Origin of the sequence: Rhizobium sp. C104, from assembly GCF_022354505.1 — a bacterium.
Classification (GTDB): Bacteria; Pseudomonadota; Alphaproteobacteria; order Rhizobiales; family Rhizobiaceae; genus Rhizobium; species Rhizobium redzepovicii.
Genome location: NZ_CP092352.1, coordinates 653,610 through 668,533, shown reverse-complemented (window position 1 = coordinate 668,533; position 14,924 = coordinate 653,610). Strand labels below are relative to the sequence as shown.

The window sequence follows — 14,924 nt, the reverse complement described above, 5'->3', positions numbered from 1 at the left end:
AGGTCAGCAGCGGCCTCGTCGCCCGCCGTCAGTGAGACGGCAGCAGTACGTAGCTGGATGGGGACGACAGCTCGACGACGAACCTGATATCCGCGGCATTCGCCGCCACGATCAGCTGATAGTCACCGGGTTCGGCGCGGAAGGCGCCAGCCTCGACGTCGAAATAGGCGAGATCGCGCGGCAGGATCTTCATGGTGGCGGTGCCGGTCTCGCCAGGCTGCAGCGAAAGTTTTGCGAAGGCGCGCAGCTCCTTGTCCGGCCGCTTCACCTTGGTCTTCGGCGAACGCACATAGAGCTGCACCAGTTCGGATCCCGCCCGGTCGCCGGTATTGATCAGGTCGAGACTGACAGTCACGCCTTCGGCGCCCATTTCGGCGGCCGACAGCCGCGGTGCACCCCAGCTGAAGCGGGTATAGCCAAGGCCGAAACCGAAGGGGAAGAGCGGCTCGACGGCATGTGTATCGTGATGACGGTAGCCGACGAAAACGCCTTCGGCATAACGCACATGCCCATCCTTGCCGGGATAGACGGCGGGATCGCCTGTAATGGCGGAATTGTCGATTAGCGCCTTCGGGAAGGTCTGCGGCAGGCGCCCGCCGGGCTCGACATCGCCGAACAACACGTCGGCGACGGCATTGCCCAACTCCTGCCCCGGATACCAGATCTGCAGCACGGCGCGGACCTTGCCGAGCCAGGGCATTTCCACCGGGCCGCCGGTCTGCAGCACGACGACGGTGTTGGCATTGGCGGCGGCCACCCGCTCGATCAGTTCCTCCTGCCGGCCCGGAAGCCGCATATCGGGCAGATCAAGACCTTCCGTATCCCATTCGCCGTCGCGGCCGACGAAGAGAAGCGCCAAATCGGCATTGCGGGCCGTCTCGACGGCTGCCTCGATATCGGCCTCGCCGAGCGGTTTTTCCACACCGAAACGGACGGCGATAAGATTGATGCCCTCCCCGCTCGCGATGGACGGCTCATATTCGACGGTGACAGCATAGGCCCGGCCGGCTTCGAGCGCCACGCTGCCGCGCTGCTCGTCATTGGCTGTGCCGAAATAGTTTTCGCCGCGCGTCCAGCCCTCATGGCCGTCGACCATCAGTGCACCATCGACGAAGAGCCGCGCCAGGCCGGCATTGGTCATGCCGAAGACATGATCGCCACTTTCCTCCGGCACGAATTGCATGGTCATCCGGGTCGAGAAATCGGCAGGGTCGAGTTCGCCCGACGGCAGCTCGAACCAGAAGAATTCGCCCTTGTCGACGATCTCGACATGCAGCGGCTCGCCCTTGCAGCCGCGGCCCTTGAAATATTCGACGGTGATCTTGCCCTTGAACACGTCTATCAGGCGATTGTGGCGGCAGCCGACCGCGTGGCTGATGCTGTTGGCATTGGAAAGGGCGGCGCGAATACCTTCGAGCGGGCTGACCGTATAATGCGCCGCGATCTGTGCGCTGCCGCCGCCCATGACGCGTGCGCTTGCCGCATTGGGGCCGATCACGGCGATGCGGTCGAGCGAGGTCTTGGCAAGCGGCAGGATGCCGTCGTTCTTGAGGAGAACTGCGCCCTCGGCGCCGAGGCGCCGGATGAGCGCCCGATCCTCGGGCAGGTCGATTGCTCGCTCCGTCAGATCTGGCTTGCTCTTGAAAGCGCCGACCCGCTCGAGCAGAAGCAGCACGCGCCGCGCCGCCGCCCGCACGTTTTCGGCTTCGACCTTGCCCTCGCGCACGGCGGCAACCAATTTCTCGCCGCGGTCGCGCGCCGGACCCGGCATTTCGAGATCGAGACCGGCAATGATCGTCTCGGCGGTCGAATGCGAGCCGAACCAGTCGGACATGACGATACCTTGGAAACCCCACTCCTGGCGCAGCACCTTCGTCAGCAGCCAGTGATGCTCGCTCGTATAGGTGCCGTTGAGGCGGTTATAGGAGGACATGACCGCCATCACGCCGGCGCGGCGCACGGCCTGTTCGAAGGGCGGCAGGTAAATTTCGCGCAGCGACCGCTCATCGATATCGGAAGACATGGTCTGCCGCTCGATCTCGGATTCGTTGCCGGCGAAATGCTTGATCGTCGCCGCGATCCCCTCGCCCTGCACGCCGGCGATATAGGCGACGGCCAATTCGGCGGTCAGCATCGGATCTTCGGCATAACATTCGAAATTGCGGCCGTTGAGGCCGGAACGATGGATATTCACCGTGGGCGCGAGCAACACCGCGGCACCCTTGCTCTTTGCCTGGCGCGCAAGGGCTGCGCCCATCTGCGAGACGAGTTCGGGATTCCAGCTGGCGCCAAGCGCGATGCCGACGGGAAAGCACGTCGCCTTGACGCCTGCGACCAGCGAGCCGGCGCCGCGCGCGCCGTTCGGCCCGTCCGTCACCTTGATCTTCGGCACGCCGAGGCGCTCGACCGGAACGGTCGTCCAAAAATCGGCGCCGGATAACAGGGAGACCTGCTCCTCGAGCGTCATCTGGTCGAGAATGGAATCGATCATGCAAACCTCCCAAGGAAATTCTTAAACCTACCGATTACTCGGTATTTTTAAGATGTCAATCGCGCAAGCCTGATGTAAGGATGGAGAGCATGGGAGAAATCGGCCGAGGACCGGCTGATCGCCGCTCCAAGAGGCAGACAAGAGACGATGGCAGAATTGTCGGAACAGCAGACCGGAGAGGAAAAACGACGGCGCCGATCCCGCAAGGGAGAGACACGCCGCGCGGAAATCCTGACGGCGGCGATGCGGCGCTTTGCCGAGGACGGCTATCAGAATGCCGCGATCGGCGATATAGCCCGGGATGTCGGCCTGTCGCTGCCCGGCTTGCTGCACCACTTTCCCACAAAGGTCGATCTGCTGCTGGCAATCCTCGCGCAACGCGATCTCGAAAGTGCTGATTTCATCGAGCATTATCGCTCCGATCTCAGCGGCCTGCTCAAGGGCATGGTCGCCATCTTCCGCCGCAACGCCGACATGATCGAGGTCGTCAGGGCCTTCGCCATCCTGAATGCCGAGAGCCTTATGAAGGACCACCCCGCCAAGGCATGGTTTCTCGCGCGCGCCACCCAGATGCAGAACGACATCGCCGCGACCTTCGAACGGGCGATTGCCGACGGCGCGATTGACGCCAGGATCGACAGCAGGGCAATGGCCGCCGAACTGATCGCGGTGATGGACGGCCTGCAGATGCTCTGGCTGCGCGATCCCGACCGCTTCGACATGGTCGGCGGCTTGGAAGCCTATGTCGGCCGGCTGCTGACAAGCCTCAGCTTGGAAGGCTGACTGGAGCTATCTGCAAAGCGCGCCAGCCAAACCATCATGCAGCTTACGGCCTCATAGTATCTTTGCCCGACCAGCAGACCCGTATGTGTCGTCCCCTGAAGCCCCAGATACTCGCCGCCAATATGCCGCGCCGTCGCCCGGCCTCGGCGATCATCCTCTTCATCCTTGACGGCTGAGATGACCAGGCTGGGACAGGTGATTTTCCCGCCATCGACGGAAATCCCCTCCGCCCCGAAATGAAAGGAAAATGCGGCGAATGCCTTCGCCGATTCCATCGACAGGTACTTCCGCTGGAACGTGATATCGTCGAGCGTTTCATCGGCGCTGCTTTGCTCGTCGCGCGCCGGCGCCGGCACAACCAGACCCGGCATTCTGGGTGCAAGATGACGATAGGGCACCTCGTCATGCACTTGCCTGCAAATGCTGGAATCGATCAGCACCAGCCCGGCAATCCCGACGCTTTCCGCCAGTTTCTGGCTCAGTATCCCTCCCATGCTGAAGCCGATCACAACAGGTGGAGCTGCGCATTCCTCAGCGATTTCGGAGATCGCCTGGCGGATGTCGTCCAGGTAGTCCTCAAATTCGACCTTGGTCAAATCGACCGATCTGCTTTTGTAGTGGCCGCGCAAATTGATGCAGTAAGAATTCCATCCGGCCGATATGAAGTGAGGAAGGTGCTTGCTCCACATCCAGCTGCCGGTGAAGGCGCCGTGAACGAAAAGCAAAGGCGGTCGTGCGCGCTGCGACGAACTGTTGTTCCCCCGAAATATCTCCAGAAACAGCTCGTTCTCTCCAATGTATTTGCTGACGTGCTCAGGCAATTCTTTTGCATAGTCCTGCATGCTTCCACTCCTCTGGTGCGGGGCTGATACCGCTTGGCGACAAAGGATATTTCCTGCGCAATATTGATCAATGGCAGCTCACGGGCGTACATAAAGGACAAAATCTCTCTAATCGGGTGCCAAATGGAAAGCCTCGCGAGCGTTTTCGCCCTTGTCTATGCTGCTGAACAGCAGAGCTATGTCGGAGCCGCGCGCGTCGCCGGCGTTTCACCCTCCGCGATTGGAAAAGCGGTCGCGCGGCTCGAAAGCCGATTGGGCGTGCGGCTCTTCAACCGCACCACGCGCAGCATCAGCCTGACCGAGCAAGGAACCCTGCTCTACGAGCGCTACAAACGCATCATCGACGACATGCATGACGCGGAGGCCACGATCTCACGAAGCCGGGAACGTCCAAGGGGGCGCCTGCGCGTCAGCGTGCCGCATATCGTCGGGCATCACCTTCTCATGCCGATCCTGCCCTTTTTTGCCGAGCAGTTTCCGGAGATCGAACTGGACATCGATTTCGAAGACAAGGTCATCGACCTGGTCGCAGAGGGCCTGGATGTCGTCGTGCGCAGCGGTGAGCTTGCCGATGCACGATTGATTGCCCGCCATCTCGGCGACCAGCATTTCGTCGTTTGCGGAAGTCCCGATTATTTCAAGCGCCATGGACGACCGCAGACGCCGGATGACCTCTCCCAACATGCCTGCATTCACTTCAAATACCCATCCAGCGGCCGGCTTGCGCCGTGGGCATTCCGCTCACCATACGATCGGGTAATTTTCCCAAGGAACCTTACGTTCAACAACACGGATGCAGGTCTGCGGGCAGCACGGGACGGCTTGGGCCTTGCGCATCTGCCCGTCTACGTCGCAGAGTCCCATATGCGGGCCGGAAGTTTGGTCCCCGTCCTGACTTCCTTCATGGTGCCGTACGGTTCGCTCTCGCTCGTCTGGCCGTCCAATCGTCAGCTTTCACCAAAAGTCCGCGCTTTCGTGGATTTTGTAGTTACGAACTTTGCCGCCCGACCCGACGCTTTTCGACCGCCGGATGCGGCTGGCGTCTCATCCAATTCTAGGGGATAGCAGCTGCTTTCAGGAGCGCCCGCCAGTTCTTCAAATCATGGTGCGTTTGCCATCGGCCATTTAATTCCCGGCACGCATGGCGGTCAGGCGTCAGCCATTCTGCAGCTTCCAGGTCCGGATTTCGAACGGCATGATGTCGGCAGCTCCCTTCCGCTCCATCGGCTCTTCGAGAATGTTCAGCGGCTGCGATGCCGTCCATCCTGAAGGCGGGTCGAGGGCGAGCGTGCCGCGCCGGCCGGCCGGTTCGTAGAGGCGCAGGATGAGACCGTCGCCCTCTTCTGCCGGCTTCAGGCCTGAGAACGCGACGGGATTCCGGTGACCGCTAGCGGCGCAAAAGTGCCGGCGGAGAGGCCGCTGGCTTCAGCTGCGACAAGCGGTTGGTTGAGATCGATCGCCTCGTCGAGCACACCACCGTCATGCCAGGTGCCTTCGTGCGGCATCAGCGCATAGGTGAAGCTCTGCTCGCCTTCATCGGCCAGTGGATCCGGATAGATCGGCCCGCGCACCAGGCTCATGCCGATCACATTGCCGCGTGCGCTATGGCCGTATTTGGCATTGTTAAGCAGGGCGACACCGAAACCCGGCTCGCTGATATCGACGAAGCGATGGGCGACCGCCTCGAACATTGCCTGTTCCCAGGAGGTGTTGGTGTGCGTCGCGCGCTCGACGACGCCGAAGGCGCATTCGAACGTTGCCTTCCGCGACCGGACATCGACCGGGTTCAGGGTGCGCAGCAGGGTGCGGCGGTCATGCCAGTCGATCGCCGTTTCGATATCGAGCCGCTTCGCATTGGCACTGAGCACATAGGTCTGGGTGACGCTGGAATTCCGGTAGCGATGAACGACGCGGATTGCCGCGCGGTGCGGGCCGCTTTCGACAAGCGAAATGCTTTCCGGCGCCTCGAGACGGATGGCCTTTTCGGCATAATCGGCGTCGATATCCCAGGCGTCCCAATTGCGCGGCTTGTCGGCAGGATAGACCCAGAGCTGGTTGGCCGAACCATCGACCGCTTCGCGGCCGCTCGCCTTGTGGATGAGGCTCGCAACCGCCCCGTCCTTGCCGATGGTCACAGCGAGATAGTCGTTTTCGAGGCGATCCGGGCTGGCCGTCAGCCGGCCGGCCGGCCGAAGCACCTGCCGATCGAAGACCGCGACGGATAGAGGAGCGACGATATCGCCGGCCGAGATGACCGTGCCGTCGGCAAGCGTGGCGCTCACCGGCCGTGGCGCAAGCGACGGATTGACGACGACGAGCGCATTGCCGAGCCCGCCCTTCGGCAAATGGGCCGAGAGCGCCTGCAAGGCCTTTGCCTGCTCGGACTTGGCGTGGTCGATGACGCCACCCAGTTCCTGCTCCGCATCCTGATAAACCTCGCGGATGCTCGATCCCGGCAGGATGTCGTGGAATTCGTTCTTCAGCACCACGCGCCAATCCGCTTCGAGACTTTTCGGCTTTTCGCCCCCCAGCATATGGGCAAGTGAAGCGAGCGTTTCAGCGGTGATCAGCGCCCGTTCTGCCTGGCGGTGTTTGCGTTTGACGCCGCTTTGGCTCGTCAGCGTCGCGCGGTGCAGTTCGAGATAGATTTCGCCGTCCCAGACCGGAAGGTCCTTTTCGCCCGCGGTGCGATGCGCCTTTTCATAGAAGCTTTTGACGGTGCCCCAGCGCGCCTGCGGGATGGCCGGGAAATCGCGCAATTGCACTTCGCGCTCCACCATTTCAGGCGTCACGCCGCCGCCGCCATCGCCATAGCCGACAGCCAGAAGCGAAGTATCGTGCTGCGCCTTGCCGCGGAAATTCTTCCACGTCGGCAGATAGCAATCGGCCTGCACGAAGCCGTTATATCCCTGCATCGGATTGTCGAAAGTGTGAGTCAGCACCTGGCTGCCGTCGAGGCCCTTCCACCAGAAGAGATCGGAAGGGATATGGTTGGTCTCGCTCCAATTGACCTTGATGGTGAAGAAGCTGTCGATGCCGCCCTGTCTGAGGATCTGCGGCAGCGCGCCGGAGAAACCGAAGCAATCCGGCAGCCAGCACACCGTATGGCGCGTGCCGAAGGTCTTTTCGAAATAGCGCTGGCCGTAGAGCACCTGGCGGACAAGGCTTTCGCCGGTGGGCATATTGGTATCAGGCTCGACCCACATGCCGCCGACTGTTTCCCATTTACCTTCCGCGACCTTCTCCTTGATGCGTTCGAGAAGCTCCGGGTCTTCCTCTTCCATCTGCGCATAGTAGTGGGCGGTCGACTGGTTGAATCGGAAATCGGCCGAACGCTCCATCAGCGACAGTGCCGTGTTGAAGGTGCGCCGCATCTTCCGCCGCGTCTCGCGATAGGGCCAGAGCCAGGCGAGATCGATATGCGCATGACCGGTCAGCAGCAGCTCGCCATTTGGCGGAAAGCGCTTCTGCAGGTCCTTCAACCGCGCCGTCAGCGCTTCGAAGGCAGAGGCTGCCGAGGCGCTCTGCTCATCGCTCAGACCTGCCGGATTTACCGCAAGCTCCGGCAGCTCCCAGATCTTCTGCTGCATCACGGCATCGGCGGTGCGGGAGATATAAGCCGACGTATCCGACGGCCAGTCGAGGCTGCGCAGGGCCTGTTCGGCGGCATCCATCAGATGCGGCACGACTTCATGCTCGCCGAGCACATCGATCGCCTCGGAAACCTGCTTCAACAGAAGATGCAGGCGATGAGCCGGGCCGTCGAGCCAGATGAACCGGGCCTTGTTCAGCCGCGGCGCCCGGTTCGGCTCGCCGAACGGAAAGCGCGCAACGCTTTCCGTCGCAATCGAGAAACGGCGGCCTTTCACCGGGAATTCCTGATGATAGGGGTCGAGACCGAACGTTTCCGCCTCGCCATCAGGATAGCTCAGCGTGATCAGACTCTCGCCGCCGAGATCGAGCTGCAGACGGATATCTTCGAGCGGCCAGCTCTCCGGCGCCTCGGCGCTTACGGCAAAATGCACGACACCCTGGCGATGCGGCCAATCCTGCTGATGGCCGATCGGCTCACCCTCGAATGTCCAGCCGTCGATCGGGCTACTCTGCCGATCCCGCCAATGCGCCAGCTCGGCGATACGGACTTTCAGGCGGTCGAGGCGTTGGGCAATGGTTAGAGGCATGGTTTATCCTGTCAGAAATCAGCGGCGAACGATCTGGAATCATGGCTTTGGGGAGGTGAAGATTATGCGACAAAGATCGCAAATTGCCGGCCCTCCTCCCAGCGGGTCCTGCTGGACCTTAGATTAAGTAACTTTGATTTGCCGTCAAGTGTGGACGCGGTCATTGTGAAGCGAACCTGTCGACGTCCCAATCTCTTTGCACTTTTACACCTCCTTGATTCCAAATGTGCGCTAAGTGCTTTCAACCGTGGAAATCAAGCAAGTTTCTGGAACGGCGGGCTGCCACGGTGTAGAGGAGCGACGTCCGGTTCATTAGGAACGAAAGGCACAAACGCTGCAAGACTGCGATCAGTCATCAGGCAGTTCGAAGTGTTCGTGGGTTACCCAATAGATGCCTCAGGCGCTCGCATCTTGAACACCCTCCTGTTCGAGATGAAGTGAATACAGGCTCGCAAAGGGCTCGCGACGTTGTGTATCGGCGGTTGGGCATCGATCTGAACGGAGCGATGGCAGCTGCGATGGATTTGCAGCTGCTGACGATCGCGACATGGAAACCGCTACATTGTTTCCTTCCGCACGCAAATACGCGCTAGTTAGCCTAATCTCTTAAAACAACATTCATACCCTGTTGATACAGGCGAGCCCCGAATAAGGGACCGTTCTCTAATGCTTGCAATCGCGTACTGGAACCTGGGTAAGCGAGCCCAAGTTCAGCATGTGGTCGATCTGACCTTCGAATTGACCGAGTTCTCCGAGCCTATCGGGACCACACGGGGAAGCTATTATCGGGCTGTCAGAAACGGGGAGGATCTCGGTACAGAGCCTAAGGGCCGCTCTCGGAACTGCGTTTTCGGTATACGCTAGCGACTACAAATCCTTTATATGCATCTCGAAATTGGCGTCAGGACAACTTACATCGGAATTCGAGGAGGAGCATGCTTGGCCCTTCCTGCTGCACCGAGGCGCTGGCCAGACGCTCGAAACGCATTGTTTGTGGTTTGTTCATAGGCCGTCACCATTTGGAAAATTTAATCCCCGGACCTACTCCACTCTCGACGCCGCCAAGCTTCGGCAGCGCGTTGAAGTAAGGGAGGCTGAGCAGGCGATTGCAAAGTCCATACTGATTGGCGACTTCAATAGCGACCCATACTGCGATTCCATGGTTGCCGCAGGTGCACTCAATTCTGCTATGTGTAGGAATATCGCCTCTCACATGCGTTTCCGCACTGAAGGAAAAGGGCGATATCAGAAAAAGATCCCAATGTTTTACAATGCGATGTGGGCAAACCTGGGGATCAGACCTCAACAGCACAGCCTGGCTCCTTCTTCAATGACGGGGACATATCGGATTCCACGATTTGGCACGCATTAGACCAAGTTCTTATTAGGCCTTCATTGATCCCCACACTGCCAACCGGGACGCCAAAATATTTGACGAATATAAGAGCGACGAACCTGCTGAAGCCACAGTCAAACGGAATCGACACTACAATCTCTGATCACCTTCCTGTGGTCGTCACAATGAAAATTTGAGTTTCGAGCATGGTCAGTTACAGCGGCGATCAGCATACTTCGGATAGGCTCTTGTCGCTTCTCCGAGCTCAGGCAGACAAACTGGTGGCGCTTTGGTCAAACACGATCCAGTTTGATGTCAGACATGAGCTTGAATCAGTTACCGCCCTCACAACACTGGTGGCGTGGCCGGGTTGGCATCCAGAATCGGCTTTTGACTTCCTGACAATAAGATCGTTTGACGGCGATGTTCCGGCGATATGCATATCGCCATTCGAGGATACGCCCAGGAAAGTAGTCTCAGTCCCCGAACTCGTTGAATACATCAACACGGCGCTTAACTCCTCTGCCGCAGTTGAGGTGCTCAACGCGATGTCGGAACGAGCATATGAGAGCTATCGCAATAAGACTGAACTGCACCGGCAAGATCATTTCGAAAAGGTGCAAGTCGGACACCCGTTCCTCGATAGCCGAGGTCGCCTTTGCGCGAAATTGTCTGTTAATGGCGTCTCAGGCTTCATAAAGGCAGCTACACTTAAAAAACTGGCAATACCGCCCGGTGAAGCCGGTAGCGCCTATGGCTTCAGAGATAGGGAAGACTTCTTTGCAAAGCTGACCCTACTTGGTCCTGCAAGAGTGAGGCTAACCGAAAAGGAAGTCTCTGAACTAGTTGAATGGGCTCGCTACATCTTGTCGCTCAATATCAGAATGTAGGACCTGGCAGCAGTATAGGACCGGGATCATACTGGATGGCTATTTCAGTTTTCCGATCCATGCGCCTATGAATCTTTTGTGAAGATCGTCTTCGACGGTGACAGCCAGATTAGCCCTGAGCGGTCACATAGAAGGTACGTCGAACACGCGCCGTCCGTCGACTGTTTGGATCAGCTGGCTTTCGGGCGAACCGTCGCCCTGTGAACAATTGCTGCGGCGTCCAAGCCGTCTCTCGAGGTCGAACATTAATGCAAGCGATGATCCGGAAGGTGGGATCAGGACTGCGCTTACGGTTTTCGCGCTTTGCTGGAACAACCAGCATTCTTAAAGCTGCCGGAGGAGGAAATCTCGCTGTCCAGCTTCGAGATTGGGTTTTCAGGCGTCACGAGTGACGTGCCCGTATCCCTGAATGTGGGCCCGGCAGGACTTGAACCTGCAACCAATCGGTTATGAGCCGACGGCTCTAACCAATTGAGCTGCAGGCCCCACACCCAGAGGCTTAGGACAGGCCAGAGGGATTCGCAAGTTCGCTCTAACCCGATTGAAAGAGACACCCGGACTACATTTTGCGTGCATCAATAGACTGCCAGATCCCGCATCGGCTCCTCAACATCATCGAAGAGGATGAGCTCGTAACCGCGATCGGCAGCGTACGCGAAAGAACGCCATAGATCGTTGAACCGTCGGTTCCCGAAATTGAACGCCGCGTCTTCATCAACGTGGAATATCCAGCCCGTATTTCCAAATGGCCCGCCAACTGTGAGCCACTCTTTTTGATCATGAGACATCAGAAACCGCTTGGTGGCCGCGGACAAATGTGAGGTGCTCAAGCAAAGAAGTTTGCGCAAGTCGAAATTCCCGATGACCTGCCACGGGTAATTTCCTCCAGGATAGATTAGAGTCCGGCCTGTTAAAGGACGGACGAATGAAGAAGCAGCGATTTACGGAAGAGCAGATTATTGCGGTGCTGAAGGAGCAGGAGGCTGGCGCGAAAGCAGCCGACCTCTGCCGCAAGCACGGGATTTCAGAAGCAACGTTTTATAATTGGAAAGCCAAGTACGGCGGCATGGAAGTCTCCGAAGCGAAGCGTCTGAAGGCGCTTGAGGACGAGAATGCCAGGCTAAAGAAGTTGCTCGCCGAGCAGATGCTGGATGCAGCCGCACTCCGCGAGCTTCTTGCAAAAAAATGGTAGGGCCTGCCGCCAAGCGTGACGCCGTCACGCATCTGAAGACCGTCATGGGTCTTTCGGAACGGCGGGCCTGCCAGATCATATCCGCCGACCGCAAGACGATCCGCTATCAGTCGAACCGACCGCCGGAAACCGAGTTGCGGGTGAAGCTGCGCGACCTCGCCAATGAGCGTCGACGTTTCGGCTACCGGCGACTGTTCGTCCTGCTTCGGCGGGAGGGAGAGCCGTCCGGGGTCAACCGCATCTACCGGCTCTATCGCGAGGAAGGGCTTTCAGTACGCAAGCGCAAAGCCCGGCGGCGTGCGGTCGGCACGCGTGCGCCGATCCTGGTCGAAGCGAAGGCCAATGCCCGATGGTCGCTGGATTTCGTCCACGACCAGTTCGCCTGCGGAAGGAGGTTTCGCGTGCTCAACATCGTCGATGACGTGACGCGCGAATGCCTGGCAGCAATTCCGGACACCTCGATCTCCGGCCGCCGCGTCGCACGGGAGCTGACGACGCTGATCGAACGACGCGGCAAGCCCGGAATGATCGTCTCCGACAACGGCACCGAACTCACGTCGAATGCTATCCTTGCCTGGTCGAAAGATCATAAGGTCGAATGGCACTACATCGCGCCGGGAAAGCCGATGCAGAACGGCTATATCGAGAGTTTCAACGGGCGAATGCGTGACGAGCTGCTCAACGAAAGCCTCTTCTTCGGCCTCGATCATGCCCGAAGCGCCATTGCTGAATGGGCCGACGATTACAATCCTGTTTCATAACACCCATCTTTCTATGTCATTGAAGGGAATAGGTTTTCCTGATCTGGAGGCGATCCCGCGGGGTGGCGAGGGTTCTTCCGGGCACGATCGAGAATCTGACGTGCTTGCGGGGTCGCGAGTTTGGAACGGCTGAAGATCCATGGGCCATCGGGTAGCGGATGAGCCCCCTTAATATCGCCAGCCTCGGCCGCCAGACGCAGCGTCTTTGGCGATATCCCGAGTAACTTCGCCGCACCGCCCAGATTAAGCCATGGCTCAACCCCGTCGATCTGCGGACGGAAGACCGGAATCTTGCGATATGACCTCAGCGCGGTGACCCGCTCCCGTGTCCAGCGATTGCCATTGCCGGTCGTCAGTCCGTTGCGATTGAGGACACCGGCAATCACATCATCATTGGCGATCAAGACGAGCTGTTTCACAGCGTCGACAATGTCGTCAGGGGTCGCGTTTCTTTGGCCACGGTGTCGCTTCGGCAGGCGCAGTTCGGTGTGGACGCCTCCAACCCAATGAATGACGAGGACGATCTCAGAGGTTCCATCATCGAGATCGGCGACCACTTCATTGATGAGCGTGCGCACGATGCGCTTCTTCAGCCTTGCATCGGTTGTCGGCGCCGTCCAGACGGCGCGAAGGTTTCCCGCAAGTGCGGTTACCTGTGATGCGGACATGGGGAACGGATGCGGCGTAATTGTCCGATGTTTGGCAATCTTGGCCTCGATCTCACCGACGCCAGTCAGCGCCTTGTTCCAGCGTGCTTCCAGCTCCGACGTCACCAGCCTATTCTCCGGATCAGCCGCGTCATATTGCCGGAATGCCCGGTCGGCTACATAGCGTGCTGCCTCGAGCTCGCGCATCAGGGCATCCTGAACCTGATCGCGTTGGTTGGCCATATTGCGTTCCGCCTCGACGGCGGCGGCAATGGCTCCTGGCTCGACCACGCCGAGAAGTGCCTCTTCGATCGCGTCATCGACCCGCAGACCGCCGAAGGCGATGCAACGTGGTTCGCCGTTGTCGAGCAACCCTCGCCAACAGGAATAGCGCGGGATGTTATGGTTGGCTCCTGTGTAACGAACCGTCAGCTTCCGGCCGCACCTTTTGCAGCGGAACAGGCCGGCAAGCAGAGCGTCGCCATGCTTCGGCGCTCCATGATGGCGACTGGCCGGTACATTGTCGCTGACCATCTTGCGGATCTCCTCCGCCCGTTCCCAACTGATGTAACCTTCGTGCGCGTCCGGGATCAGGGCAAGCCATTCATCACGCGCCTTGCGGCGAATTCCAGATCGGCCATCGTATCCCGGTACGGAACGACTCTTACCATAAGCATAAGCGCCGCCGTAGATCGGGTTCGCAATCATCCGGTGGATGGTGGCATAATTTGGCCTGCGCCAGATGACGTCACCGTTGGCGCACCTGACGGGCAGGTCCACCCCCTGCTCAAGGAACCATAGCAAGGCCTGCCGGGCACTCCCGAGTTCGGTGACCTTGTTGAAGACGAGTGCGATGGCTTCCTGGATGCGTCGGTCTGGATCCTTCTCGATCCTATCACCGGCCTTTACGAAGCCGGCCGGAACAGTGACGACGAGTTCACCGCGGCGAGCCTTCTCATAGCGGGCGGAAAGGGAACGCTGACGCAAGAGATCGAGTTCATACTCGTTGAGGCTGCCCTTCAAACCCAGGAGCAGGCGGTCGTTGCCCTGGCGGGGCGCATAAACTGCTTCCTGGTCGACCAGGACGGTATCGACAACGCGGCACATCTCGATGAGTTGCTGCCAATCGCGGCTGTTCCGGGCGAAGCGCGATACCTCACGCGCGGCCACGGCGCCAACCTTGCCAAGGCAGACTTCCGCCACCATCCGATCAAATCCAGCGCGGGTCACGCCGCCGGCGGCCGAACGACCAAGGTCGTCATCCACCGTCTCTATCTGTGACCACCCAAGCGCTGCCAGACGGTCGCGCATGGCGTACTGGAGGGCGCTGCTCTCTCGATTGTGCAGAACCTGGTGAGCCGAGGATTGCCGAACATAGAGGATGGCCTTCCGCTCCAGATGATGCGGCCCGATCTTCTCATGCATCATGACCGGCCTCCTTCTGTTGGGAGGCATGTCCGCACTTTGCGTGATCGACGAACAGCCGCACGATGAGCACCGTCAACGCTTGGCGGGTCTCCTCCGGCAACTCCGACCATTGCGGCGTCCCTGCCGTCTTCCCCCGCTGCGGGGCCGAGAACAGATCGAACTGGCATGTCATGGGCTGGCGAGGCATGAACATCTCTCCGAACTCGTTTCGTGAGAGACCAATGCTGCGCCCATTACCGAAGATTGCGATGACGCATCAGCGTCCTTCAGCAATCTTGCCAAAGTATGCAGGCTTGCGAGATCGACGTGCGGGACCGCCAAGCTGCGCCAACAACCACTCACTGATCGGTCGAACATCCACGACGGGACCTCA

Annotated in this window: 8 protein-coding genes, 1 tRNA gene and 3 pseudogenes; 5 read left to right on the top strand and 7 right to left on the bottom strand. The window is 59.4% G+C overall.

Features of this window, described 5'->3' with window-relative positions; translation table 11 throughout:
• Nucleotides 1–28: 28 nt before the first annotated feature.
• Complete coding sequence (locus tag MF410_RS31275) at nt 29–2,491, bottom strand: beta-glucosidase (RefSeq protein ID WP_239620839.1); 2,463 nt, start codon at nt 2,489–2,491, stop codon at nt 29–31.
• Between the two features lie 147 nt (nt 2,492–2,638).
• On the opposite strand from MF410_RS31275, the gene MF410_RS31270 reads away from it, so the two are divergent.
• Nucleotides 2,639–3,274, top strand: coding sequence for a TetR/AcrR family transcriptional regulator (locus MF410_RS31270; RefSeq protein ID WP_097624278.1), 636 nt, complete (start codon nt 2,639–2,641; stop codon nt 3,272–3,274).
• On the opposite strand, the gene MF410_RS31265 is transcribed toward MF410_RS31270, so the two are convergent.
• The gene (locus MF410_RS31265; RefSeq protein WP_097624277.1) at nt 3,232–4,116 is read right to left on the bottom strand and encodes an alpha/beta fold hydrolase; all 885 of its coding nucleotides are present in this window, start codon (nt 4,114–4,116) and stop codon (nt 3,232–3,234) included. The genes MF410_RS31270 and MF410_RS31265 overlap by 43 nt on opposite strands.
• A gap of 123 nt (nt 4,117–4,239) precedes the next feature.
• Between MF410_RS31265 and MF410_RS31260 the strand changes: the two genes are divergently transcribed.
• Nucleotides 4,240–5,181, top strand: coding sequence for a LysR family transcriptional regulator (locus tag MF410_RS31260; protein WP_097624276.1), 942 nt, complete (start codon nt 4,240–4,242; stop codon nt 5,179–5,181).
• Nucleotides 5,182–5,271: 90 nt separating this feature from the next.
• Here the strand turns inward: MF410_RS31260 and MF410_RS31255 are convergent.
• Nucleotides 5,272–8,297, bottom strand: a pseudogene (locus MF410_RS31255) (glycoside hydrolase family 38 C-terminal domain-containing protein).
• A 369-nt stretch (nt 8,298–8,666) separates the two neighbouring features.
• Here MF410_RS31255 and MF410_RS31250 point away from each other — a divergent pair.
• Both MF410_RS31250 and MF410_RS31245 read left to right on the top strand, forming a co-directional pair.
• Nucleotides 8,667–8,735, top strand: a pseudogene (locus tag MF410_RS31250) (hypothetical protein); the annotation flags it as partial.
• Between the two features lie 1,104 nt (nt 8,736–9,839).
• Entirely contained in the window at nt 9,840–10,523 is a 684-nt protein-coding gene (locus tag MF410_RS31245) for a hypothetical protein (RefSeq protein WP_125851274.1), read from the top strand.
• A 412-nt stretch (nt 10,524–10,935) separates the two neighbouring features.
• On the opposite strand, the gene MF410_RS31240 is transcribed toward MF410_RS31245, so the two are convergent.
• Nucleotides 10,936–11,009, bottom strand: a tRNA-Ile gene (locus MF410_RS31240).
• A gap of 89 nt (nt 11,010–11,098) precedes the next feature.
• Nucleotides 11,099–11,371: a hypothetical protein gene (locus MF410_RS31235; protein ID WP_125851244.1), complete on the bottom strand. Its 273-nt coding sequence runs from the start codon at nt 11,369–11,371 to the stop codon at nt 11,099–11,101.
• 77 nt (nt 11,372–11,448) lie between these two features.
• On the opposite strand from MF410_RS31235, the pseudogene MF410_RS31230 reads away from it, so the two are divergent.
• Nucleotides 11,449–12,464 (top strand): annotated as a pseudogene (locus MF410_RS31230) (IS3 family transposase); the annotation flags it as partial.
• 23 nt (nt 12,465–12,487) lie between these two features.
• Here the strand turns inward: MF410_RS31230 and MF410_RS31225 are convergent.
• Nucleotides 12,488–14,551, bottom strand: a complete 2,064-nt coding sequence (locus tag MF410_RS31225; protein WP_239620837.1) for a recombinase family protein — start codon at nt 14,549–14,551, stop codon at nt 12,488–12,490.
• Nucleotides 14,541–14,738: a hypothetical protein gene (locus MF410_RS31220; protein WP_065283532.1), complete on the bottom strand. Its 198-nt coding sequence runs from the start codon at nt 14,736–14,738 to the stop codon at nt 14,541–14,543. Before MF410_RS31220 ends, MF410_RS31225 begins: the two co-directional genes overlap by 11 nt.
• Nucleotides 14,739–14,924 lie beyond the last annotated feature (186 nt).

Excerpts from the sequence above, each read along its gene's own strand:
- MF410_RS31245 (WP_125851274.1), top strand. The coding sequence starts at position 9,840 with ATGGTCAGTTACAGCGGCGATCAGCATACTTCGGATAGGCTCTTGTCG.
- MF410_RS31270 (WP_097624278.1), top strand. The coding sequence starts at position 2,639 with ATGGCAGAATTGTCGGAACAGCAGACCGGAGAGGAAAAACGACGGCGC.
- MF410_RS31265 (WP_097624277.1), bottom strand. The coding sequence starts at position 4,116 with ATGCAGGACTATGCAAAAGAATTGCCTGAGCACGTCAGCAAATACATT.
- MF410_RS31260 (WP_097624276.1), top strand. The coding sequence starts at position 4,240 with ATGGAAAGCCTCGCGAGCGTTTTCGCCCTTGTCTATGCTGCTGAACAG.
- MF410_RS31225 (WP_239620837.1), bottom strand. The coding sequence starts at position 14,551 with ATGATGCATGAGAAGATCGGGCCGCATCATCTGGAGCGGAAGGCCATC.
- MF410_RS31275 (WP_239620839.1), bottom strand. The coding sequence starts at position 2,491 with ATGATCGATTCCATTCTCGACCAGATGACGCTCGAGGAGCAGGTCTCC.
- MF410_RS31220 (WP_065283532.1), bottom strand. The coding sequence starts at position 14,738 with ATGCCTCGCCAGCCCATGACATGCCAGTTCGATCTGTTCTCGGCCCCG.